The 20,568-nt window shown below is 71.5% G+C and carries 20 protein-coding genes and 1 tRNA gene; 5 read left to right on the forward strand and 16 right to left on the reverse strand.

Annotated features, from left to right (window positions below; genetic code table 11):
* Window positions 1-4 precede the first annotated feature (4 nt).
* The 6 genes from bla to HLI28_RS02470 all read right to left on the reverse strand — a co-directional run bounded on the left by bla (window position 5) and on the right by HLI28_RS02470 (window position 5,128).
* Window positions 5-1,000, reverse strand: a complete 996-nt coding sequence (gene bla, locus HLI28_RS02450) for a class A beta-lactamase (RefSeq protein WP_216077238.1) — start codon at window positions 998-1,000, stop codon at window positions 5-7.
* 63 nt (window positions 1,001-1,063) lie between these two features.
* A complete protein-coding gene (locus HLI28_RS15710) occupies window positions 1,064-1,189 on the reverse strand; it encodes a hypothetical protein (protein WP_281357578.1) in 126 nt (41 codons plus the stop codon).
* Window positions 1,190-1,787: 598 nt separating this feature from the next.
* Entirely contained in the window at window positions 1,788-2,750 is a 963-nt protein-coding gene (locus HLI28_RS02455) for an NAD-dependent epimerase/dehydratase family protein (RefSeq protein ID WP_171245884.1), read from the reverse strand.
* A 150-nt stretch (window positions 2,751-2,900) separates the two neighbouring features.
* Complete coding sequence (locus HLI28_RS02460) at window positions 2,901-3,506, reverse strand: TetR/AcrR family transcriptional regulator (RefSeq protein WP_171245885.1); 606 nt, start codon at window positions 3,504-3,506, stop codon at window positions 2,901-2,903.
* Between the two features lie 61 nt (window positions 3,507-3,567).
* Entirely contained in the window at window positions 3,568-4,500 is a 933-nt protein-coding gene (locus HLI28_RS02465; RefSeq protein WP_171245886.1) for a CPBP family glutamic-type intramembrane protease, read from the reverse strand.
* A gap of 16 nt (window positions 4,501-4,516) precedes the next feature.
* Window positions 4,517-5,128: a hypothetical protein gene (locus HLI28_RS02470; protein WP_343035579.1), complete on the reverse strand. Its 612-nt coding sequence runs from the start codon at window positions 5,126-5,128 to the stop codon at window positions 4,517-4,519.
* 135 nt (window positions 5,129-5,263) lie between these two features.
* On the opposite strand from HLI28_RS02470, the gene HLI28_RS02475 reads away from it, so the two are divergent.
* On the forward strand, window positions 5,264-5,890 hold the full coding sequence (locus HLI28_RS02475) for a TetR/AcrR family transcriptional regulator (RefSeq protein ID WP_171245888.1): 627 nt from the start codon (window positions 5,264-5,266) through the stop codon (window positions 5,888-5,890).
* 125 nt (window positions 5,891-6,015) lie between these two features.
* Here HLI28_RS02475 and HLI28_RS02480 read toward each other — a convergent pair whose 3' ends face one another.
* The gene (locus HLI28_RS02480; RefSeq protein ID WP_304604641.1) at window positions 6,016-6,321 is read right to left on the reverse strand and encodes an Atu4866 domain-containing protein; all 306 of its coding nucleotides are present in this window, start codon (window positions 6,319-6,321) and stop codon (window positions 6,016-6,018) included.
* 135 nt (window positions 6,322-6,456) lie between these two features.
* On the opposite strand from HLI28_RS02480, the gene HLI28_RS02485 reads away from it, so the two are divergent.
* The gene (locus HLI28_RS02485; protein ID WP_171245889.1) at window positions 6,457-7,302 is read left to right on the forward strand and encodes a helix-turn-helix transcriptional regulator; all 846 of its coding nucleotides are present in this window, start codon (window positions 6,457-6,459) and stop codon (window positions 7,300-7,302) included.
* A gap of 35 nt (window positions 7,303-7,337) precedes the next feature.
* Here the strand turns inward: HLI28_RS02485 and HLI28_RS02490 are convergent, their stop codons facing one another.
* The 6 genes from HLI28_RS02490 to HLI28_RS02515 form a co-directional block, all read right to left on the reverse strand.
* Window positions 7,338-8,735 carry an amidohydrolase family protein gene (locus tag HLI28_RS02490; RefSeq protein WP_171245890.1) on the reverse strand — a complete coding sequence of 466 codons (1,398 nt, stop codon included), beginning with the start codon at window positions 8,733-8,735 and terminating at the stop codon, window positions 7,338-7,340.
* Window positions 8,736-9,177: 442 nt separating this feature from the next.
* Window positions 9,178-9,262, reverse strand: a tRNA-Ser gene (locus tag HLI28_RS02495).
* 88 nt (window positions 9,263-9,350) lie between these two features.
* Window positions 9,351-9,896 (reverse strand): GTP-binding protein, encoded by a 546-nt coding sequence (locus HLI28_RS15385; protein WP_304604792.1) that lies wholly within the window; start codon window positions 9,894-9,896, stop codon window positions 9,351-9,353.
* Between the two features lie 382 nt (window positions 9,897-10,278).
* Complete coding sequence (locus HLI28_RS02505; RefSeq protein ID WP_171245892.1) at window positions 10,279-10,695, reverse strand: DUF742 domain-containing protein; 417 nt, start codon at window positions 10,693-10,695, stop codon at window positions 10,279-10,281.
* Between the two features lie 8 nt (window positions 10,696-10,703).
* Complete coding sequence (locus HLI28_RS02510; RefSeq protein ID WP_171245893.1) at window positions 10,704-11,153, reverse strand: roadblock/LC7 domain-containing protein; 450 nt, start codon at window positions 11,151-11,153, stop codon at window positions 10,704-10,706.
* 76 nt (window positions 11,154-11,229) lie between these two features.
* Window positions 11,230-15,201, reverse strand: a complete 3,972-nt coding sequence (locus tag HLI28_RS02515) for a nitrate- and nitrite sensing domain-containing protein (protein WP_171245894.1) — start codon at window positions 15,199-15,201, stop codon at window positions 11,230-11,232.
* 179 nt (window positions 15,202-15,380) lie between these two features.
* Here HLI28_RS02515 and HLI28_RS02520 point away from each other — a divergent pair, with 179 nt between their 5' ends.
* Complete coding sequence (locus HLI28_RS02520) at window positions 15,381-16,358, forward strand: zinc-binding dehydrogenase (RefSeq protein WP_171245895.1); 978 nt, start codon at window positions 15,381-15,383, stop codon at window positions 16,356-16,358.
* A gap of 31 nt (window positions 16,359-16,389) precedes the next feature.
* The gene (locus tag HLI28_RS02525) at window positions 16,390-16,890 is read left to right on the forward strand and encodes a bacterial proteasome activator family protein (protein ID WP_171245896.1); all 501 of its coding nucleotides are present in this window, start codon (window positions 16,390-16,392) and stop codon (window positions 16,888-16,890) included.
* Window position 16,891: 1 nt separating this feature from the next.
* Here the strand turns inward: HLI28_RS02525 and HLI28_RS02530 are convergent, their stop codons facing one another.
* On the reverse strand, window positions 16,892-17,797 hold the full coding sequence (locus HLI28_RS02530; RefSeq protein WP_171245897.1) for an EamA family transporter: 906 nt from the start codon (window positions 17,795-17,797) through the stop codon (window positions 16,892-16,894).
* 172 nt (window positions 17,798-17,969) lie between these two features.
* Here HLI28_RS02530 and HLI28_RS02535 point away from each other — a divergent pair, with 172 nt between their 5' ends.
* Window positions 17,970-18,455: a DUF805 domain-containing protein gene (locus HLI28_RS02535; protein WP_343035582.1), complete on the forward strand. Its 486-nt coding sequence runs from the start codon at window positions 17,970-17,972 to the stop codon at window positions 18,453-18,455.
* Window positions 18,456-18,609: 154 nt separating this feature from the next.
* On the opposite strand, the gene HLI28_RS02540 is transcribed toward HLI28_RS02535, so the two are convergent.
* Window positions 18,610-19,560, reverse strand: a complete 951-nt coding sequence (locus tag HLI28_RS02540; protein ID WP_171245898.1) for a carbohydrate ABC transporter permease — start codon at window positions 19,558-19,560, stop codon at window positions 18,610-18,612.
* A complete protein-coding gene (locus tag HLI28_RS02545) occupies window positions 19,557-20,546 on the reverse strand; it encodes an ABC transporter permease subunit (RefSeq protein ID WP_171245899.1) in 990 nt (329 codons plus the stop codon). The genes HLI28_RS02540 and HLI28_RS02545 overlap by 4 nt, the downstream gene beginning before the upstream one ends.
* Window positions 20,547-20,568 lie beyond the last annotated feature (22 nt).

Below are 20,568 nucleotides of genomic sequence, written 5' to 3' on the forward strand. Positions count from 1 at the left end.
CGGGTCATTCGAACGCGTCGAGCACCTCACGGGCCGCGGCGGCGACGAGTCGGTCGTCGTGGTCGGCGTCCGGCTGCCCCTTGTCGGAGAAGACGGCGAGCACGACGGGAGCGCGACCGGGCGGGGTGACCACCGCGATGTCGTTGCGGGTGCCGAACCCACCGGTCCCGGTCTTGTCGCCCACGGCCCAGCCCGCGGGTGTGCCGGCGCGGATCAGGTCGTCGCCGGTCGTGTTGCCGAGGAGCCAGTCGTTGAAGAGGTCTCGGTCGTCGGTGTCGAGCGCCGCCCCGACGGCGAAGGCCCGCAGGGTCGCGGCCATGGCACGCGGGGTGGTCGTGTCGCGGACGTCCCCCGGGACGGCCTCGTTCAGGGAGGGTTCGTCGCGCACGGGCCGTGTCACGTCGTCGCCGACGGCCTGAAGGGCCGATCGGAGGCCTGCGGGCCCGCCGACGTCCCGCAGCAGGAGGTTGGCGGCGGTGTTGTCGCTGCGGCGGACGGCGGCCTCGGCGAGCTCACGGCGGGTCATCCCCGTGCTGACGCGGTCCTGCGTCACCGGCGAGTACGCGACGAGGTCCGCCTCGGTGAAGGTGAGGACCTGGTCGAGCTCCGTGTCGTCGGTCGTGGCGAGCACCACCCCCGCGAGCGGCGCCTTGATCGTGGACGCGTAGGCGAAGCGCTCGTCGGCCCGGTACTCGACCTGCTGCCCGGACCCGGTGTCGACGGCGACGACGCCGAGGCGGGCGTCGAACTGCGCCTCCAGCTCCTCCAGCGCCCGGGCCACCTGCGGGTCCGTCGGCACCTCATCGCCGGGACCGGCGGAGTCGGGAGGCTCGGTGGCCTCGCGGCCGGCCACCGCCGCCGGTGGCTCCTCGGCCACGGCGGCGGACGACCCGTCGTCGGGGCCTTCCTCGACGGCGCCGCAGCCTGCCCCGAGCAGCAGGACGAGGACCGCCGGCAGGTACCGACGCGCGACGGTCCGGGATGTGGTGCGATCGCGCACGTCGTCTCCTCCTTCTCGCGCGGAAGGGCCTGGTCCATGGACGGCTCCGACGTCGGCCGGTGGTCAGCCGCCGGGTTCGACGAACCGAAGTTCCCGACCATCCGGCGGGTCGGGCCCGCCGACCTCCACGCCATTCTCGATCACCGCGGACAGGCCGTCGACGAGCGCGGTCTTGCCGGCCGGGTCCACCTGTCCCGGGTGACCCTCGTGGGCCACTCCCAGGGTGCCCGGACGGTCGCCGGACCGTGCGCGCTCGTGTGCCGAGCACCGCCGACCGGATGCCGGGGCCGGCGGTGCTCAGCGGTCTGGGCGCCTACAGCGCGGTCGGGCTCAGTTCCAGAGCCCGACCATGAAGAGGACGGCGCCGAGGAGGACGATCAAGGTCGTCCACCAAGCGGCCTGCTCGAGTCGGCTGGTCATGCTTACCTCACCTTCGGATGTGTGTCAGACGTCTGTTGGGCGCGCTCGGCGGATCAGCTCCACCACAGGAACAGCACGATCGCCAGCAGAGCGAGCGGGGCCAGCGAGAGCCAGCGCACGGTGCGGGTGTCCACGGGTCACCTCCCTTCGGTGTCGATCGGCGCCGACGGCCATGTCGCACGTCGGAGCAGCAAGGTGGTCGGCTCGCCCGCCTCGCCCCAGGAGCAGCCGGGCGGCGCGACGGGGCAGGACAGCTCGATCCGCGGTCTGGGTCGACGGCCCGGTGACGCTGCCGGGACCGACGTCGAGACTCGGGCCGTCGACCACGGCGCGGCCGCCGTGCACGTCGGTCGGAGGCCGGTCTCGCTCAGGACGGGGCGCGCTCACCGGCCGCCTGGCTCAGCTGGGTCGAGTACCAGTCGAGCGTGCTCTCGAGCGCTTCGAGCAGCGGCGTCGGGTGCGCCTCGAATCGTTGCTCGAACGCGGTCGACACCATGTTCTGCGGAAGCAGGTGCTGGTAGAACATCTCGGCGTACTCGGCCATGAACGTCTCGTCGAACGGTCCGTACGGACGGGCTTCCTCGAGACGGTGCACCCGCAGCGGGCGCCCGACCAGACGACCGACCTCCCGGTGGACCTCGTCGGTCGTGACCGCCGGGACGGCAGGCAGGTGCCAGACCCGCCCGCCGTCCTCCTCGCGGGCCTCGCCCAGGGTGGCAAGTCCAGCGGCGACGTCCGGGACGAAGGAGTAGCTGTGCGGGAGGGAGGTGTCGCCGAGGGCGAGGACCGGCTCGTCGGTCAGCGCCCCGGGGAAGAACGCACCGCCGAGGGTGGAGTTGACGACGCCCGGACCGAAGAAGTCGGCGGAGCGACCCAGGGCGACCCAGGCGTCGCCTGCTTCGTGCCGACGGAGGTAGAAGCTGTCGAGGTCCGCGCGCATGCGGCCCTTCCGGCTGGTGGCTGCCCAGGGCGTGCTCTCGGTGATCGCCTCCCCGTCGGCCTCACCGTAGGGGTACAGCGTGTCCAGCACCACGAGCCGGGCGCCGTGGTGCGAGGCTGCGCGGACCACGCTGCGCGCGATCCGCGGCATCACCTCCACCTGCAGGTGATAGGAGACGTTGACGCAGTGGTAGAGGACGCTCGCTCCTTCGGTGGCCCGGAGCGCCTGCTCTGGATCCGTGAGGTCGGCTCGACGCAGTTCCGCGCCGGCGGGCGCCTCGACGGCGCTGCGGTCGACCACTCGGACACGATGACCTCGGGTCACCAGCGCTCGCGCGAGAGTGGTGCCGGCCGGGCCGGCACCAAGGACGACGTGCAGGGAACTGTTCATGAGGACTCCTCGGGGTGAGTGAATGGTCAGTCACTTAGACGGGCGAAAAAATGGGCCCGCCGATCTGCGGGCCGGCCATCAGTCGATGACGACGAGGACTGCGTACGTCATCGGAAGGGCCGCGACGAGCGCGACCACGACGGTGCGCCACTACGGCGGGCCATCGTCCTCGACCTCCTCCCGTGTCAGTGGCGCCGCGGGCGAGGGGTGGCGGATACCGCGACTGAGCGCTCTGGCCCACGACTGGTCGAGGTCCGGGATGCCCAGCATCGTGAGCAGGTGGCACAGCTGGCCCACCGCGACGAATCGCTGGACCTGCGCATCCGAGCCCCGCGACCGGGACTGTGCAAACGACGTGATGCGAGCGACCCCCCTGGTCATCGATGCGTGGATCTCCGGGACGTCGGACGCGCTCAGGGCGTGCACCTGGAGCAGGAGGAGATCGCGGTCTGCGATCAGTCGGGCGTAGGCACCCCCCATGGCCTCCAGCACATCGGCAGGTTCGACGGACGCAGAGGCGCTCGCACCTTCCTCCAGCGCTGCCTCCACCAGATCGAAGCACCGGTCGAGGGCTGCCACGAACAAAGCCGTCTTGTTCGGGAAGAGCTTGAAGACGTACGCCGGGGAGATACCCGCGTCCTGCGCGAGGGCCGTCGTGGGAGTCCCCAGGTAGCCCGTGCGAGCGAACGTACGAATGGCGCTGTCCACCAGAGCGGTCCGTCGGGACTGAGAGGTGGAGGTCACGGTGCGCGCCATGTGAGTGACTGTACACTCACTCCTGTCGGACAGCAACCCCTCGGGACCATGCGTCGTCGGCTCATCGTGCGGGTGTGCGAGCGGGGCCGGTGCTGCGCGTCGTCCACCAGATGATGGTGGTGATGACGACCAGTGCGGCGCTCGGGATGAGATACGTGATCGAGCCGGCGGCCTCCGCCCGGCCGCTGAGTGCCCCGCTGACATCGGTGTGCAGGGTGGTGGCCAGCACCAGGCCCACGACGTTGTAGAGCGCGTGGAGCGCGACGGCGACCTCGAGCCCACCGGTGCGCCACGTGATGACAGCCATCGACCCGAACAGCACGAGGTACGAGGTGAGGATGTAGGGGTCGAGCGAGCCGTGGGCGAGCGCGAAGAGGACGGTCGTGACGACGACGCCGAGCACCGCACCCGAGCGGGCACCGCGGGTCCACCCCCCGACGACCCGAAACACCAGGCCACGGAGCCCGTACTCCTCGCCGGCGGCCGCCAGCGGCGTCAGCAGCATGCCGATCACGAAGTACGCCACGAGGTCCGCGATCGTCCACGGGATCTGCTCGCCGGGCTCCAGCAGGGAGCTGACGGAGACCGCGACGAGCAGCAGCGGACCGAAGACCAGCAGCGTTCGGGCCACGAGCCCGTACCGGAAGCGTCCGACCACGGAGTGCAGTGAGCGGGCGGGCAGTCCGTAGAGCCAGCGTTGCAGCAGCATGGAGTAGGGGATCAGCACCGCGAGGGAGAGGGTGCCTGCGGCATGCTGGAGCGGGGTGGACCCCGCACCTCCCATCAGGTGCGCGTCGATGAGGGACGCACCGAACAGGAACAGCTGGGCGAAGCCGACGAGTCCGGCGAGCAGCAGCACGATGGCCAGCAGGCCGCGCGGGATGCGGCGCGCGTCGCCCGCGTACACGCGGTGGTACTCGACGTCGGCCGGCACACCGGATGGACGGGTCGGCCCCTCGAGCTGGAGGGGAGGGTTCTTGGTGGCGTTGGGCACGGTTCTCCTGGTGAGGTCAGCCGGCGAGGTCGTCGAGCCAGTTCGAGCGCATCCGGAGGGCGCGTTCGGTGCTACCGATGACCGCAGCGATCCCGACGAGCACGTTGCCCGTCGGGGGAAGGCGGATGGGCGAGGTGAAGGTCCCGATCGAGTCGGCGACGGGAGGGACCTGGGAGATCTCCTGGATGATCTGCGGGACGGCTACGCACACCCCGGCGAGGACGAGCAGGGTCGAGGCGAGGCCGACGACCCGGCTCAGGCGAGGACGCTCGTGGTGCAGACGTGCGCGGCGCCCCTCGGCCGAGGAGGGGTGGGGGATCAACGGCACCTCCCCACCGCCCGCGGGTACGTAGTGGCAGCGTCGGAGCCCGAAGGTGCCGACGGCGACCTCGATGCGGCCCCCCGGCACCACGAGCCGCGCCGGCAGCGTCGAGACGGCGAGCTGTACTCCGTCGCGGTAGAGACGCGCACGGACCGCGCCGTCGGAGCCGTCGCCGGCTCGGCGGACGTCGACGGCGTAGGTGGAGGCCGCACCCCCGGGCCCGGGCAGCGTCAGCGTGCGCAGCGACCTGCCGGCCAGCTGCCACCAGCGGAAGGGCGGCAGCGGCTGCCCGGTTCCAGGACGCACGCGCCGTGCAGCGAGGCGATTCCGCGCTCCGTCGAACATTCACGCTCGCCCCCTCTCGTTCTAGTACGCTGTAACAGAGATGTTGGAGTGGACGCTATCACACTGTGATACTCAATCCAGGCGAGAGGGACGGGCATGGGTGCGCGCACCGAGGAACCAGGAACGCGGGACAAGATCCTGATCGCCGCGGCGACGATGCTCGGCGAGAACCCGACCGCCCGCTTGAGCGTCCGGGCGGTCGCCGCTCGCGCTCAGGTGAGCACCGGCTCGCTACGGCACTTCTTCCCGACGCAGCGAGCGCTCATCGATACCGTGATCGCCGGGCTCTACGAGGTCGACATCCCCGACGACCCGATCGACGACCGCACGAGGACGCCGAGCGGACGTCTCCTCGCGGGGATGCAGCTGCTCCTGGCACAGGTGGGCGCCGGAGACAGCGCACGCCAGCACTGGGCGGCGCTGTACGACGCATACATCGCCTCCCCTCCCACCGACGACGAGGCCGCGACCTACTTCGCCCTGGAACGCCTGGGCCGCCAGCGCGTCGAGCGTTGGCTGGCGGCTCTCGCCGAGGAGGGTGCGATACCCGCTGGCGATATCGCGCAGCGCGCGCGGTTCCTCATGACCGTCCTCAACGGCCTGATGACAGAACGCGCCCTGCCCGCCGACGCGCTGCAGGTCCAGACCGAGACCGAGACACTCCGCCTGGCGGTGCACGCCGTCATCTCCGGACCCGTCCAGGAGCCGGGACCCGACACCTGACCCCGACCACCGGACCGACATCGTCCGTGCGGGACGGCTGAGGGAGGTGGTGCGGCCCCGCTGCGCGGCTCCTGGCCCACGACCCCCGGCGGACGATCGTCACCCCGGGCGACGGGCCGACCCCCTCAGCTCTCAGACCCGGGGCGTCCCTCCCGGTAGAGCACGAGGTGCTCGTGGAAGAGCACTCCGTCGCGGATGTCCCCGGTGGCAGTGAAGCCGGTGTCGTCGGCGTAGTCGATGTGGGAGCCGGTGACGGTGTAGCTGCCGGTGTAGGCGCTACGCCTCGTCCCGCGGGCTTCGTCGTAGCGACCGTCGGCTCGCAGCTCCTGGCGGATGTGCCCGTCGGCGGTCACCCACATCCCGGTGACGTCCATCGCCTCGATCCCTGGTGCGGATCGGGTCTCCTGCGGCGGGTCCGGCTGCTTCGGCACGATGTCTTCCTCTCGTCTCGTCGGTCTCCTTCAGCAACCCAGCCTGGACGGACGTCGGGGCGAGGGCCAGGGCGGCCTGCGCCGGGGTACGGCACACCCAGGGACGGGGGCGGGGCCCGGGTCTATCCTGCGCGCATGGGCGGACGCAACGATCTCGGCGACTTCCTCAGGGCGCACCGCGGCCGGGTACGACCCGACGATGTCGGGCTGGCTTCGTACGGCGCCCGCCGGGTCGCGGGGCTACGCCGTGAGGAGGTGGCTGTGCTGGCGGGGATGAACAGCGACTACTACGCCCGCCTGGAGCAGGGGCGTGAGCGCAGCCCGTCCCCGCAGGTCCTCGAGGCGATCAGCGGGGCGCTGATGCTGGACGACGATGCTCGTGCGCACCTGTTCCGGCTCGCGGGAACCGTCCCACCGGGGAGACGCGGGGTGCCCCGGGAGTCGATCAGCCCCGGGATGCGTCAGCTGCTGGACGGGTACCCGAACGCCGCGGCGTTCGTCCTCAACCCCGCCACGGACGTCCTGGCGGCCAACGCCATGGCGACGGCGCTCTTCTCGCCCTTCGTGACGATGGACAACCTGGCTCGCATGACCTTCCTGGACCCCGCCGCTCCCAGCTTCTTCGCCCACTGGGCGCGGGCGGCCGAGGCGGTGGTCGCGGAGCTGAGGCATGCCACGGGCCTCAACCCGCAGTACCGGCGTCTCCACGAGACGGTCCGTCGCCTGATCGAAGAGAGCGACGAGTTCGCCACGCTGTGGTCCTCCCATGCCGTTCAGGGGAAGACCCGCGCGAGCAAGGAGCTTCTCCACCCCGATGTCGGGCGCCTCCACCTGACCTTCCAGAGCTTCGACGTCCGGGGAGCGACGGGCCAGCAGCTGGTGATCTACCACGCCGAGCCGGGGAGCCCGAGCGCCGAGGCCCTCGCTCTGCTCGGCAGTCTGCACGTCACCCGTCGCCAGGACGCCGGTCCCGGACGCTGACGCGTCCGCGTCGGCACCACGGCGCCCTTCGCCCCTCAGGCGGTCGGGATGGTGTTCAGCACGTACTCCCGCGAGGCGTGGACCTCGTCGCGCAGGGCGGGCAGATCGACGCCCAGGACCTGACCGTCCCACTTGCGAGGCTCGCCGTTGATGAGCACCGCACTGATGTTGCGGGCATCGGACCCCAGGACGACGGTGCCGATCGGGTCGTTGAGCGGCATGTTGTTGAGGTCCTCGGCGCGGATCACCAGGAGGTCGGCCTTCTTGCCAGGGGTGAGCGAGCCGGTGATGTGTGCCAGGCCGTTGGTGCGGGCTCCCTGGAGGGTCGCGAAGTCCAGCACGTCGCGCGAGGTGATCCTGGCCGGCTGCTGGTCGGTGCCGTAGGCGGCGTTGACCGCACGCATCCGCTGAATCGCGTGCAGTGCCCGCATCTGCGTGAACATGTCACTGGCCAGTGCGACCTCGACGTCGATGCTCAGACCTGGACGGACGCCGACAGCCAGCGCCTCGTCGATGGCGGGAATCGCGGTCTCCAGACCGATCTGAGCGTCCGAGGTCGGGGCGAGGGCGATGGTCGTGCCGCTCTCGCCGATCGCCCTCCACGCCGCGGACGTCAGGCCGGTGGCGTGGATGAGGGTGAGGTCCGGTCCGAGGAGGCCGTCCCTCGCCCAGCTGAGGACGGCCCGTGACGAGGAGGCACCGAAGAGGGCGTCCACGCTCACGCCGATACCCAGGTCGCGCGCCGTGCGGGCGAGCTCGGTGCCGTAGGCGAGGGCAGGTCCGCTGATCTCGTCGGTGGCCAGGGCTGCGAGGCGCAGCGTCAGCAGCTGGTCGTCGGAGGAGAAGTACTGCTCCTGGAGACGGGCCAGGTCGCCCGGCCACTGCTTGTCCCAGTCACCGAAGTGCGGCCCCATCGAGGCGTGCACCCCCCGGATGCCGGAGTCGACGAGCGCCTCGACCGCGGCGTCGGAGTGCTCGGGAGTGCGGGAGTTGTGGGAGAAGTCGAGCATGCACGTGATGCCGCTGTCGATCGCGGTCAGGGCGGCCAACCGCGTGCCCACGTACATGTCATGGGGCCGGAAGACGGTCGCGTAGCGCGCGAGGGTGGACATCACGTACGCCCCGAGATCATCGACGTCCGGCATGATCCGGCGCAGCTGGGTCTCCCAGGCGTGCCGATGGCTATCGACGAACCCCGGGGTGATGATCGTGTCGGCAGCATCCACGATCACGGCGCCGTCCTGGCTCAGGCCTGGTCCGATCGCGGCGATCGTGTCGCCCTCGACGAGCAGATCCGCTTGGTGCTGGACGCCGTGGCCGGCGTCCATGGTCACGATGGTGGCGTTGGTGAAGAGGATGCGCCGCTTCGGGTCGGGGGACCGGCGCTGCACCTGCTCGAGTACTGCGGGGCTGGTCGTGTCATGGAGGGTCACGAGGGCTCCTGTTCGTCGTGCCGAGGCCAGGAGCCTCAGCGGGGTGGGTACGCGGTCCAGCCTGCGACCGCCCGCGGACGACGACCAGGCCGATCCGTGCCCAGGGATGGCCCACCCACCCTCGACGTGCGATGTCCGGTGCGACCGTCGCCGTCTCGGCCGCCGGCCCGGCGAGCCCCACCGCAGGGCGAAGCTCAGTTCCGGTGCGGAGATCGTGGGGACCGCGGAAGCATCCCGTGCGGGGTACGGCATGCTGCGCCGGGTCAGGAGTCTCTTCGGCCAACGGTGCGAAGCGCCATGGCCACGGGGCCTCCACGCCACCTCACGACCACCCGGGGGGCGAGAGGATCTCCGGACGGCGTCTCCCCGGCCATCCCCTGGCACTCGACCCGCCCGCGACGGGTCGAATGCCAGGAGTCCACGGGGGAACCGTGTGATTCTGCGGAGGGCGGGGGATTCGAACCCCCGGTTGCTTGCGCAACAACGGTTTTCAAGACCGTCACATTCGGCCGCTCTGTCAGCCCTCCTCGGCCCGACAGTCTAGTCGGGCCCTGCCCGGGGAACGACGACGGCCGGGGACGGTGGCACACCGTCCCCGGCCGTCGTCGGTCGAGATCAGCCGGGCTGGCTGCCCGAGCGCAGCTGGCGCATCGCGAGCTGCACGAGCGAGATCAGCGTCTGCTTGGTCGCCGCCCGCGACCGTGCGTCCGTGTAGAGCATCGGCACGTGCGCCGGGATCTGCAGCGCCTCGCGCACGTCCTCGAGGCGGTGCTTGGCCACACCGTCGAAGCAGTTGACGCCGACGACGAACGGGACGCCGCGCGACTCGAAGTAGTCGATCGCGGGGAAGCACTGCTCGAGACGGTCGGTGTCCACCAGCACGACGGCACCGATGGCGCCGCGGACGAGGTCGTCCCACATGAAGAGGAAGCGGTCCTGGCCGGGGGTGCCGAAGAGGTAGAGCCAGAGGTTGCCCGGCAGCGACACGCGCCCGAAGTCCATCGCCACGGTGGTGGTCGTCTTGCGGTCGGTGACCCCGCCCGCGTCGTCGACGCCCATGGAGTGCTCGGTCATCGCGGCCTCGGTGTTCAGCGGCTCGACGTCCGAGATCGAGCCGATGAACGTCGTCTTGCCGACCGCGAAGCCGCCCGCGACCACGATCTTCGTGACGGTGGGGGCGGCGCTGCCGTCCGGCGCGGTCGCCCTGGCGGGAGCCGTGGGCGCGGGGGCCTGCTCCTGTGCCTCCGGAGCCTGCTGCTGGGCCGCCGGGGCGGCGCTCGCGCTCTGCGCCGGGGCCTGGCCCGTCGGGGCGGCCTGGGTGTCGGTCGCCACACCCGGCTGGGGTGCGGTCGAGGCCTGGGGCTCGGACGTCGTGCGCGCCGACGGTGCGCCACCGCCGAGCACGCTCTGGCGCACCGGGCCACCGCTCATCGCGGCGCCCGACGGTGCGGCACCTGCTGTCGACGCGCCCATCGCACCAGCAGGCTGCGAGATCGGCGCCCAGCTGGGAGCGAACCCGCCCGAGCCTGCGGGCGACGCACTGTCAGAGGGCGGAAATGCCATTGAGAACACTCTCCAAGACGCTCAGGGAAAGTCCCGAGTGGTTGCTGCCGTGGCCCGTGTGGACGTTCACGGGGGCCGAGGTGTGCACGGTGATGTGCCCCTCCTCCTGCATGTCCGCCACCAGGACGCGGACCACACCGAGGGGGAGCTTGAGCAGCGCCGACAGTTCGGCGATCGACACGTAGGTGTGCGCGGCGTGCTGAAGGATCGCGCGCTTCTCCGGCGTCAGACCGTGGCTGCTCACCGCTCCCGGCATGACCTCGACAAGCGCCTCGAGCGGTAGATCGGACATCGACGAGCGGACACGACCTCCCGTGACCGCATAGGGACGCACCGTGGCAGCCTCGTAGCCGTCCGCGGATTGCGCGCCCAGGGAACCGAACGGTGCGTGCGTCATGCTTTACCTCATCCCACCTGTGCGGAGCGCTGGTTGCCGTCGACCGGAAGGGCGCCGCGCATCTCCGAGATGAGCTGCGGCGTCAGGGTCGACTCGGTCCGGGACACCAGCAGGGCCATCTCGTACCCCACGAGCCCGATGTCGCAGTTCGCGTCGGCCACCACGGCGAGCACGGACCCGTTCGAGACGTTCATCAGGAAGAGGTACCCGTTGTCCATCTCGATGATGGCCTGGCGGACGTTCCCGCCGTTGAGCTGGCGCGAGGCGCCGCGGGTCAGGCTCGACATCCCCGACACGATGGCCGCGAGCTGGTCGCCGCTGGTCCGGTCGAGCTGGTCCGACATCGCCATGAGGAGACCGTCGGCCGAGACCACCAGCGTGTGGCGGCTGCCCGGCACGGTCCGGACGAAGTTGTCGAGAAGCCACCCGAAGTTGGTCGCTTCAGTACTGAGGGTCACGCTTCCTCCTCGTCAAATGCGCTCTGCTGCGCAGGTCACCGCTGGTGCGGGGCCGATCCTTGGACATCATTCACGCTCAGGAGCCGTTCGTCGAGGCCCTGTCGTCGGTCTTCTCCGACCGGCCACGCGCGGTCGCCGACTGGAAGGCCGACAACCGGGAGCGCAGCTGCTCCGGATCGCGCTCGATGCGGGCGGTGAAGCGCTCCGGAGGCTCCACGGGCTCGTCACGCCGGGTGCGGCGCGTCAGGCCGTTGCCAGTCGGTGCCATGTTCGCGGGCCGATAGCTCTGCTCCTGGTTCGTGGTCGTCACGTTCTCTTCCTGGAAGATGCCGCGCTGCATCAGCGTGGACATCTCCTCGTACAGCACGGCCGACGCCATCCACTCCGAACGCGCCTCGACCGTGTCGGCGACATCGCTCGAGTCGTACGGGTCGACGTCGGAGGTCTCGGTGGATCGCAGCGGAAGGACGGACTCGCCGTAGGAGGTCCGCGCCGGACGCTCCTCCCGGGCCACCTGCTCGGGCTCGGGCGTCGGGGCGGGCTGCGACGACGCCGTCGACTCCGTCGACTGCTGCGGACCCGTCCAGCGTCCCGCCTCCGTCGAGGCTCCGGTCGGCCACGTCGTGCGGCCGGTGGGAGCGGCGGACGGCATCGGCAGCTCGTCGGGACGAGGTGCCGGCACGGGCGCCGAGGTCTCGTGCCCGCCGGCCGGTGCCGCGGGTTCGGCCGGCGCCGGGGTGCGCGACGGGCTCGACGCGGCCCACGGCGTGGACGAGGAGTCCGCCGTCGGAGCGGTGAGCGGGTCGTCGCCCGACCCGACCTGCTGCGGCACGGCCCCGTCCTGGCCGGACGTCCCGGTCGCGCCGGTCGTCTCGGCCGCGGCGGGCTTGCGCCCGAACAGACCACGCTTGCGGTGCCCGGCGCCGGAGGAACCTTCGGTCCGCCGGGTCGGCAGGTCGGACATGAGCTCCTCGAACGCCGGCAGGGCCGAGAACGAGGACGACTCCTCGGTGCGGTCGGTGCTGTTCGCCGAGGACGCGGTGCGCGAGGGCGTCGCCGTGCCCTCGGCCGACGTCCGCTCGACGGGCTCGTACGGGCGCTCGGTCGGCTGCTGAGTGCGCTCGACGGGCTCGAACGGGCGCTCGGTCGGCTGCTGAGTGCGCTCGACGGGCTCGTACGGCCGCTCGGTCGGCTGCTGAGCGCGCTCGACGGGCTGCTGGGTCCGCTGCGGCATCGGTGCGGCCGGGGCGGGGACCGTCGGCTCATAGGCCGGAGCCGAGCTCGCAGGGGCCTCGTAGGGAGCCGAGGTCGCGGGCGTCGGATCCGCGGCCGGGGCAGGCGCCGCGGGTTCGGGTCGCGGCGTCGGAGCGGGCGCAGGCTGCGGGGCCGGAGCGGGCTGCGGAGCCGGGGCCGAGGCCGCCGACGTAGCGTTCGAGGCCGGGGCGGGCTCGGTGCGCGGAGCCGGCGCGGGCGCCGACGCGGCCGACGCCGGGTTCGCCGCCGGAGCCGGCGCGGGCGGCGCGGACTCCGACGTCGCGTCCGTCAGGTCCGGGACGTTGGCCGGGTCGTCGGTGACGGCGTCGAGCTGCAGGGTGCTCTCGGCGAGGTTGTCCATCGTGCGGAAGCTGGAGAACAGCCCCGTGCGCGCCTGGGGCTCGACGGGCTCGGAGGTCGGCTCGGCGGCTTGGGGCAGCGCGATCGCTCCGGAGTGCGCCTCGGGCTCGCTCGGCATCGAGGCCGCCCGACGTCGGCTCGGCAGGGACGCCGCTGCGGGCTGGACCTCCGTCGGCGGCGCCCACTCCCCGTCCGAGGAGTCCGTCTCCTCGAGCTGGGGCGTCTCCAGCGGGGGCAGCACGATCGACTCTGTCGGAGGCGTGGTCGTCTCCGAGCGGCGGCGTCGGGGCATCCCGGCGCGGGTCGTGCCGTCCATGAGGGCGTCGAGATCGACGGGCTCGGCCTCCGGCGGCTCCGGGGCGAGGTGGTGCGACGCGACGGGCTCGCGCGGGGCGGGCGCGGGCTCGACCGGTGCGGGTGCCGGCGTCGGGGCCGCCGGGGCCTCGGCCGTCCGGTCGCTGCCCGGTGCGGGAACCGTCGAGGGCTCGCTCTGCGACACCGGGGTCTCGGCCCGCGGGCTCGTCAGCTGGGCGGCGGAGCGCTGGGTCGCGGCCTCCAGCGGGTCCGTCGGCTGCGGCAGCGGCATCGCCTCGTCCGCGACGAACAGCTCGTCGGGGAAGGTCACCGTGGCGACCGTGCCCCGGCCGTCGCGGCCCGTGGCGAACTCCACCCGGGCCTGCAGACGCTGGGCCAGGCGGCTGACCACGAACATGCCCAGTCGCTGGGCCCCGACCGCGTCCGAGGGCGTCGAGGAGGAGACCTTCGCGTTGGCGTCGGCGATCTCCGCCGGGGACATACCCAGGCCCTGGTCGTGGACGGTCACGACGACCCCGTGGGCCTCGCGCGCCGCGGTGACCTCGACCGCCGTGTGCGGCTCGGAGAACATCGTCGCGTTCTCCAGCAGCTCGGCCAGCAGGTGCGCGGCGTTCAGCGCGTTGTGGCCCAGCATGTGCGGGTCGGCCTGCAGGTTCAGCCGCACCCGGTCGTACAGCTCGATCTCCGAGGAGGCCGTGCGGATGACGTCCGAGACCGGCATCGGTGTGCGCACGCGGCGACCGGAGTCGATGCCGGCCAGGACCAGCAGCGACTCGGCGTTGCGGCGCATACGGGTCGCGAGGTGGTCGAGCCGGAACAGGTTCGACAGCGTCCCCGGGTCCTCCTCGGACCGCTCGAGCTCGTCGAGGAACGCGAGCTGGCGGTTCAGCAGGACCTGGTCGCGACGCGCGACGTTGACGAACATCTCGGCGATGGAGCCACGCAGGGCGGCCTGCTCCCGGGCGACCTCGATCGTCGTGGCGTTGACCTCGTTGAACGCGGTCGCGAGGCGCCCGACCTCGTCCGTGGACTCGATCGGGATCTGCACCGCGTTCATCTCCGGCGCCTGACCCGGCACCGCCATCTGCTCGACCATCTGCGGCAGGCGGTCGCGCACGTCGGCGGTGGCGGCCGTGAGGCGACGGAGCGGGTTGACGATCCGGCGCGCGATGATCAGCGCGATGATCAGCGAGATCAGCACGATGCCGAACGTCGCGGCGATCGTGCCGATCGCCTGGTTCTGGGAGTCGTCCGAGGCGTCGGAGGCGTAGCTGACGGTCTCGTCACGGACGTCGTCACGCACGGGACGCATCGAGTCGACCCAGGCGTCGGACAGCTCGCCCCACTGGGAGGCGGCCGACCGGTCGATGCCGGAGAAGTTCTGGTACCGCAGCGGGAAGCGCAGCGCGTCGAGCTCGTCCGAGAACTCCGGGACGGTGATGTCGAGCCCGAGCCGCTCGGCCTGCTCCTTCGCCGCCGCGTGCAGCTCGTTGGTCGTCTCGAGGGCGTTGACCATGCGGGCCGCCAGCTCGGCGTCGCGGTCGTTGCCGGACTGCGCGGCCCGGGTCGCGTCGGCCAGGGCCAAGGCCACGATCGGCCGCTCGACCGTCTTGGCGAGCATGAGCTCGTCCATCGCGACGTAGGCGTTGAGCAGCTCGGACAGACCGCCGTTCGTCGACGCGGCCGAGACGGACCGCGGGACGTCCAACGCTCGCTCGATGATGTCGGTGTACTGGTCGGCCGCGGCGGCCTCGGTGACCTGCCCCGCGAGGACCTTGCGCTGCAGCTCGTCGAGCACGCGGCGGTCGTCGAGGGTCGTCTGGATCGCGTTCTGGACGTTGACGCTCAGCGCGTCCGACTCGATGGCGCGCAGCTCGGCGTCACGGGCGTCGACCGCGGCGTCGCTCTCGGCCTGGGCCGAGGCGAGCTGCTCCCGTCGCTCCTCGTCGCCGTTGAGCACGGCGATGGCCAGCGCCCGCTCGGTCGCGACCGCGGTTCCCGCGGCGTCCTGCGCCTGGAGGCTGTCGGCGAGCTGGGACGTCTGGTCCGCGCGGACGGCGTCCTGCAGGGCCCCCCAGGAGATGTAGGCGGCCGCCACGACCAGGACGAAGATCGGCACGGCGAGTGTCGCAAGGATCTTCCCGCGAACGCCCAACCTGCGGAGCATGTGGACCTCTCTCCATCACTTATCGTTCGAGGTCGGCGGGGTCGAACCTCCCCGATCCTCCGGCTTCTCGTCGCCTGCCCGCTGGGACATCTCCCCACGCTCGGCGCCGCGCGCGAGTAGTCTTCGTCGGTGTGCGAGCCGTCACGATATCGGGCGATGGGCCCTCAGGGAAACTCACCACGAGTCAGGTCGAGCTCCGGGAGCCGGGCGACGGGGAGATCGTAGTCGACGTCGCCGCCGCCGGTGTCAACCGGGCTGACCTCCTCCAACGGGCCGGCCTCTACCCGCCGCCACCCGGGGCCCCCGCGTGGCCCGGACTCGAGATCTCCGGCACGGTGAACCGACTCGGGCCTGGCGTGTCGGATCGGCGTGTCGGCGACGAGGTGGTGGCGCTGCTCGACGGCGGCGGCTATGCGGAGCAGGTCGTCGTGCGGGCCGGCCAGACGCTGCCCCTCCCCGAGGGCGTCGACCTCGTCGACGCGGCCGCCCTGCCCGAGGCCGTCTGCACGGCCTGGACGAACCTCGTGGACACCGGCCACCTGCGCGCCGGCGAGACGCTGCTGGTGCTCGGCGGGTCGGGAGGCGTGGGAAGCATCGCGATCCAGCTGGGCCGTGCGCTCGGCGCCCGCGTCGTGGCGACCGCCGGCGGCCCCGACCGCACCGCGCGCTGCCGCGAGCTCGGCGCCGACGTCGTCGTCGACCACCGCAGCGAGGACGTGGTCGACGCCGTGCGCGGCGCCACCGACGGTCGCGGCGCCGACGTCGTGCTCGACGTGCTCGGCGGCGGTGCCCTGGGAGACAACGTCCGCGCCCTCGCCCCCGGCGGCCGGCTGGTCGTCATCGGCCTGCAGCAGGGCCGCACCGGAGAGCTCGACCTCGCCCGGCTCATGGCCAAGCGGGCCGTCGTCACCGGGACGCTGCTGCGGTCCCGCACCCCCGAGGAGAAGGCGGAGATCGTCGCGGCCGTGACCGAGCACGTGTGGCCGCTCGTGGCGCGGGGCCTGATCCGCCCCGTGGTCCACGCGAGGCTCCCCTTCGACGAGGCCGAGAGCGCCCTCGGCATGCTCGAGTCCGGCGAGGCCTTCGGCAAGGTGCTGCTGCTGCCCTGACGTGGGCGGCCCGGCACGGCAGACTGGGGGCATGACGGACGAGCAGCCCGGCGAGGAGACCGCGCCTGACGTCGCGAGCACGCGACCCGGGCCGGAGAGGTCGCGCATCGAGGAGCCGGCGAAGGTCATGCGGATCGGGAGCATGGTCAAGAAGCTCCTCGACGAGGCCCGTGCGGCCCCGCTGGACGCCGCGGCACGGGAGCGGCTCGCCGAGATCCACGAGCGGTCGCTGACCGAGCTCGAGGACGGGCTCTCCGAGGACCTGGTCGCCGAGCTGCACCGCATCACGCTGCCGCTGACGGACCACGAGCCGCCGTCGGACGCCGAGCTGCGGGTGGCCCAGGCCCAGCTCGTCGGGTGGCTCGAGGGACTGTTCCACGGCATCCAGACCGCGCTGGTGGCCCAGCAGATGGAGGCGCACCAGGCCCTCGACCAGATGCGGCGCCAGCTCCCACGTGGCGCACGGCCCGGCATGCCGGGCAGCGGCCCGGAGGACGGCGACGCCGCCGCCTCGCCCGGGCAGTACCTCTGACCTACTCCCGCCCGGTCGCCGTCATGGCGATGGCACCGGAGACGAGCACGAGACCGGCGATCTCGGGCCAGCTCGGGAGCTGGCCGAGCACGACCGCGCCCACGACCGTGGCGGTGGCGGGCAGCAGGGCGAGCAGCACCGAGAACGTCGCCGTGCCGATCCGCCGCAGCACGAGCTGGTCGAGGACGTAGGGCACGACCGAGGAGCACACCGCGACCACGAGCAGGAAGCCGAGGAGCCGCAGGTCCGGCACCACGGTGGTCACCGACGTCGCGAAGAACGGCGCGAAGACGACAGCCCCGGTGACCATGCCGACGGCCAGCCCGTCGATGCCCGCACCGCCGCCGGCCACCCGCTTGCCGAGCACGATGTAGCCGGCCCAGCAGGCCGCCGCACCGAGCACGGCGACCAGGCCGACGATCGCGTCCCCGCGGGCCAGGTCGCCCTCCAGCGTGACACCGGCGAGCAGGACCACCCCGGCCGCGGCGACGACGATCGCGCCGCGCTCGCGCCAGCCCCGCCCGGTGATCGCGGCGACGGCGATCGGCCCGGTGAACTCGATGGCGACGGCGACCCCGAGCGGCAGGTGGTCGATCGCGACGTAGAACACGATGTTCATCGCCGCCAGCGCCACCCCGAAGAGCCCGGCGCCCACCAGGTCCTGCCGCGTCCAACGACGCCGCCAGGGGCGTCGCCAGGCGACGAGCACGACAGCGGCCAGCAGGATGCGCCACCAGCTCACGGTGGGCGCCCCGAGGGTGCCGAAGAGCCCGACGGCGACCGCCGCCCCGAGGTAGAGCGTCAGCCCGGAGGCGACGAAGAGCAGCGGCGCCGGGACACGGTCGGCGGCGCCACGGGCGGCCGACGGCGGTGGGCCGGGCCGGGCGGGAGAGGTCGCGTCGGGCACGCGGGGAGCCTACGCGGCGCCGGTCGCCGGTGCCGCCCGACGGCGAGCGCGCCGCCACCCCGGGGACGTCGGCCGCCGCGACCAGGCCGGTCATCCGATGTGCCGCTTTTCTGCGAAGTGTCTGGATTTCCCGTGAAGGGTGCCCTAGGTTCGGCACGCGTCGCCGCGCAGGGTGGCGACCATCGACCAGCACGAGAGGCACATCATGGGATTCGGCACCGCCGTCAAGACCGTCTTCAGCAAGTACGCGACCTTCTCGGGGCGCGCCCGTCGCTCCGAGTTCTGGTGGTGGGCCCTGTTCACGGTCCTGCTGAGCATCGTCGTCAACACGGTCGTCCTGGCGACGGGCGGGATCTCCGTCGACCCGCAGACGATGCTGCCCGTCTACGGCCCGACCTACGGGCTCTCGATCATCCTCAGCCTGGCGCTCCTCCTGCCGAGCCTCGCCGTGACCGTGCGACGCCTGCACGACACCGACCGCAGCGGGCTCTGGTGGTTCATCGGCCTCGTGCCGTTCGTGGGCTGGATCGTCCTGCTCGTCTTCACGGTCCAGGCCGGCACCCCGGGCGCGAACCGCTTCGGTCGCGACCCGAAGGCCGCCGTCGCCCCGGACACCGCCCCGACGGCCGCCGCGGGGACCGAGTCCGCCCAGGCCTGACCACCACCACCGTCCGGCTCACACCGCTGTGAGCCGCGGGACAGGACGGTGAGTGCACGAAGCCCCCGACCGACGTCGTCATCCCCGAAGTGGAGGCCGCCCAGCGGCCGTGAACGCGACGTCGGTCGGGGGCTTCGTGCACCCGTGGACGGGACTACCCCTTCACCGCCCCCGCCAGCATCCCGCGCACGAAGTAGCGCTGGAGGAGCAGGAACACGATCAGCGGCACGATCATCGAGATGAACGCGCCGGCGGTCAGGATGTGCCAGTCACCGCCGCGGGTACCCGCGAGCTCGGCCACCGCGACCGTCAGCGGCCGGTACTCCGGTGCTGCGAACGTCAGGCCGACGAGCAGGTCGTTCCAGACCCAGAGGAACTGGAAGATCCCGAACGCCGCGATGGCCGGGACCAGCAGCGGGAACAGCACGCGGAAGAAGATCTTCACGTGCCCCGCCCCGTCGACGCGGGCCGCCTCGACGAGCGACCGTGGGATGTCCTTCATGAAGTTGTGCAGCAGGAACACCGCCAGCGGCAGGGCGAAGATCGAGTGCGACAACCACACGGCCCAGAACGACCCCGCCATGCCCCAGTTGTTGTAGTTGGTCAGCAGCGGCACGAGGGTGACCTGGATGGGCACCACCTGCAGCGCGAAGACCGCCACGAACAGCAGGTTCCGGCCGGGGAAGTCGATCCAGGCGAAACCGTAGGCCGCCAGCAGCGCCACGGTGATCGGGATGATCACCGCTGGGATCGTGATGACGAAGGTGTTGATGAACACCTCCGACAGCCCCGCCCCGCCGTAGAGCGCCTGGTCGTAGTTGTCGAGCGTGAACTCCGTCTCCCCGGTGAAGATGCCGGGGATGACCGTCCACCAGCCGCTGCGGCGGATGTCGATCTCCGGCCGGAACGACGTCACCAGCAGGCCGACGGTGGGGATGGTCCACAGGATCGCCAGGATCACCGCGGTCAGGGACGCCCATGGCGAGGTCAGGCGGCCCTTGGTGGCGATGGCCCGCTTCTCGAGGCGGGTGAGCTTGCGCTCCTTGACCGGAGCGGTGTCCTCCGTCTCGGGGTTCGTCGTGGGGACGGGCGGCGTCGTACTCATCGAATCTCCTCCGACCTGCGCATCTGCCGCACGTTGTAGGCGACGATCGGGACGACCAGGATGAACAGCACCACGGCGAGCGCCGCGGCCAGACCCTGGTTGTTCTGGCGGAACGCCTGCGTGTAGAACTCGTTCGCGATGATCTGCGTGCCGAACTGGCCACCGGTCATGGTGCGGACGATGTCGAACGCCTTGAGCGTCGTCATGGCGATGGTGGTCAGCACGACGACGAGCGCCGGCCGGATGCTCGGCACGGTGATGAAGCGGAACATCCCCAGACCGTGCAGGCCGTCCAGCCGGGCCGCCTCGACGATGTCGTCCGGGATGGCCTTGATGGCCGCGGCGAGCACCGTCATGGCGAAACCGGTCTGGATCCAGATCATCACGACGATGAGGAATCCGGTGTTCCACGGTTCGCCGATGAGGAACTGCTGGGGCGGCAGCCCGATCCAGACCAGCAGCTGGTTGAGCAGACCGATCTGCTCGATACCCGGCTGGTCGGGCCGGAACTCGTAGACGAAGCCCCAGATGATCGAGGCGCCGACCATCGAGATCGCCATCGGGATGAAGATGAGCGTCTTGGCGATCTTCTCGAAACGTGCCCGGTCGACGAGCACGGCGTAGACGAGCCCGATGAGCGTGCTGACCAGGGGGGCCAGGATGACCCACGCCGCGGTCACGACGAGCACCTTCTGGAACTGCGCTCCGGTGAGCATCGTCACGTAGTTGTCGAAGCCGACGAACTCCGTGGTGGTGCGGTTGAAGAACGAGTTGTACAGCGTCTCCAGCCCGGGTCGGAGCAGACCGTAGGCGATGAGCAGCAGGGCGGGACCGACGAAACCCGCGGCGACCACCCACGAGGGGATGCGCTTGGGTCGGTCGACGAGGAACAGGATCAGGCTCATCACCGCGACGAACAGCGCGATGCCGATGCCCATGACGATGAACTTCTCGGTGACCGTGTCAGGATTCAGCAACCAGTCCACGACAATTAACTCCTCACGGCGT

The sequence above is a fragment of the Isoptericola sediminis genome (assembly GCF_013085345.1).
Lineage (GTDB): Bacteria > Actinomycetota > Actinomycetes > Actinomycetales > Cellulomonadaceae > Isoptericola > Isoptericola sediminis.

What these genes read in the sequence shown, in the direction of transcription:
- HLI28_RS02455 (WP_171245884.1), bottom strand. Translation starts at nt 2,750, where the DNA reads ATGAACAGTTCCCTGCACGTCGTCCTTGGTGCCGGCCCGGCCGGCACC.
- HLI28_RS02460 (WP_171245885.1), bottom strand. Translation starts at nt 3,506, where the DNA reads ATGGCGCGCACCGTGACCTCCACCTCTCAGTCCCGACGGACCGCTCTG.
- HLI28_RS02475 (WP_171245888.1), top strand. Translation starts at nt 5,264, where the DNA reads ATGGGTGCGCGCACCGAGGAACCAGGAACGCGGGACAAGATCCTGATC.
- HLI28_RS02485 (WP_171245889.1), top strand. Translation starts at nt 6,457, where the DNA reads ATGGGCGGACGCAACGATCTCGGCGACTTCCTCAGGGCGCACCGCGGC.
- HLI28_RS02505 (WP_171245892.1), bottom strand. Translation starts at nt 10,695, where the DNA reads ATGACGCACGCACCGTTCGGTTCCCTGGGCGCGCAATCCGCGGACGGC.
- HLI28_RS02525 (WP_171245896.1), top strand. Translation starts at nt 16,390, where the DNA reads ATGACGGACGAGCAGCCCGGCGAGGAGACCGCGCCTGACGTCGCGAGC.
- HLI28_RS02540 (WP_171245898.1), bottom strand. Translation starts at nt 19,560, where the DNA reads ATGAGTACGACGCCGCCCGTCCCCACGACGAACCCCGAGACGGAGGAC.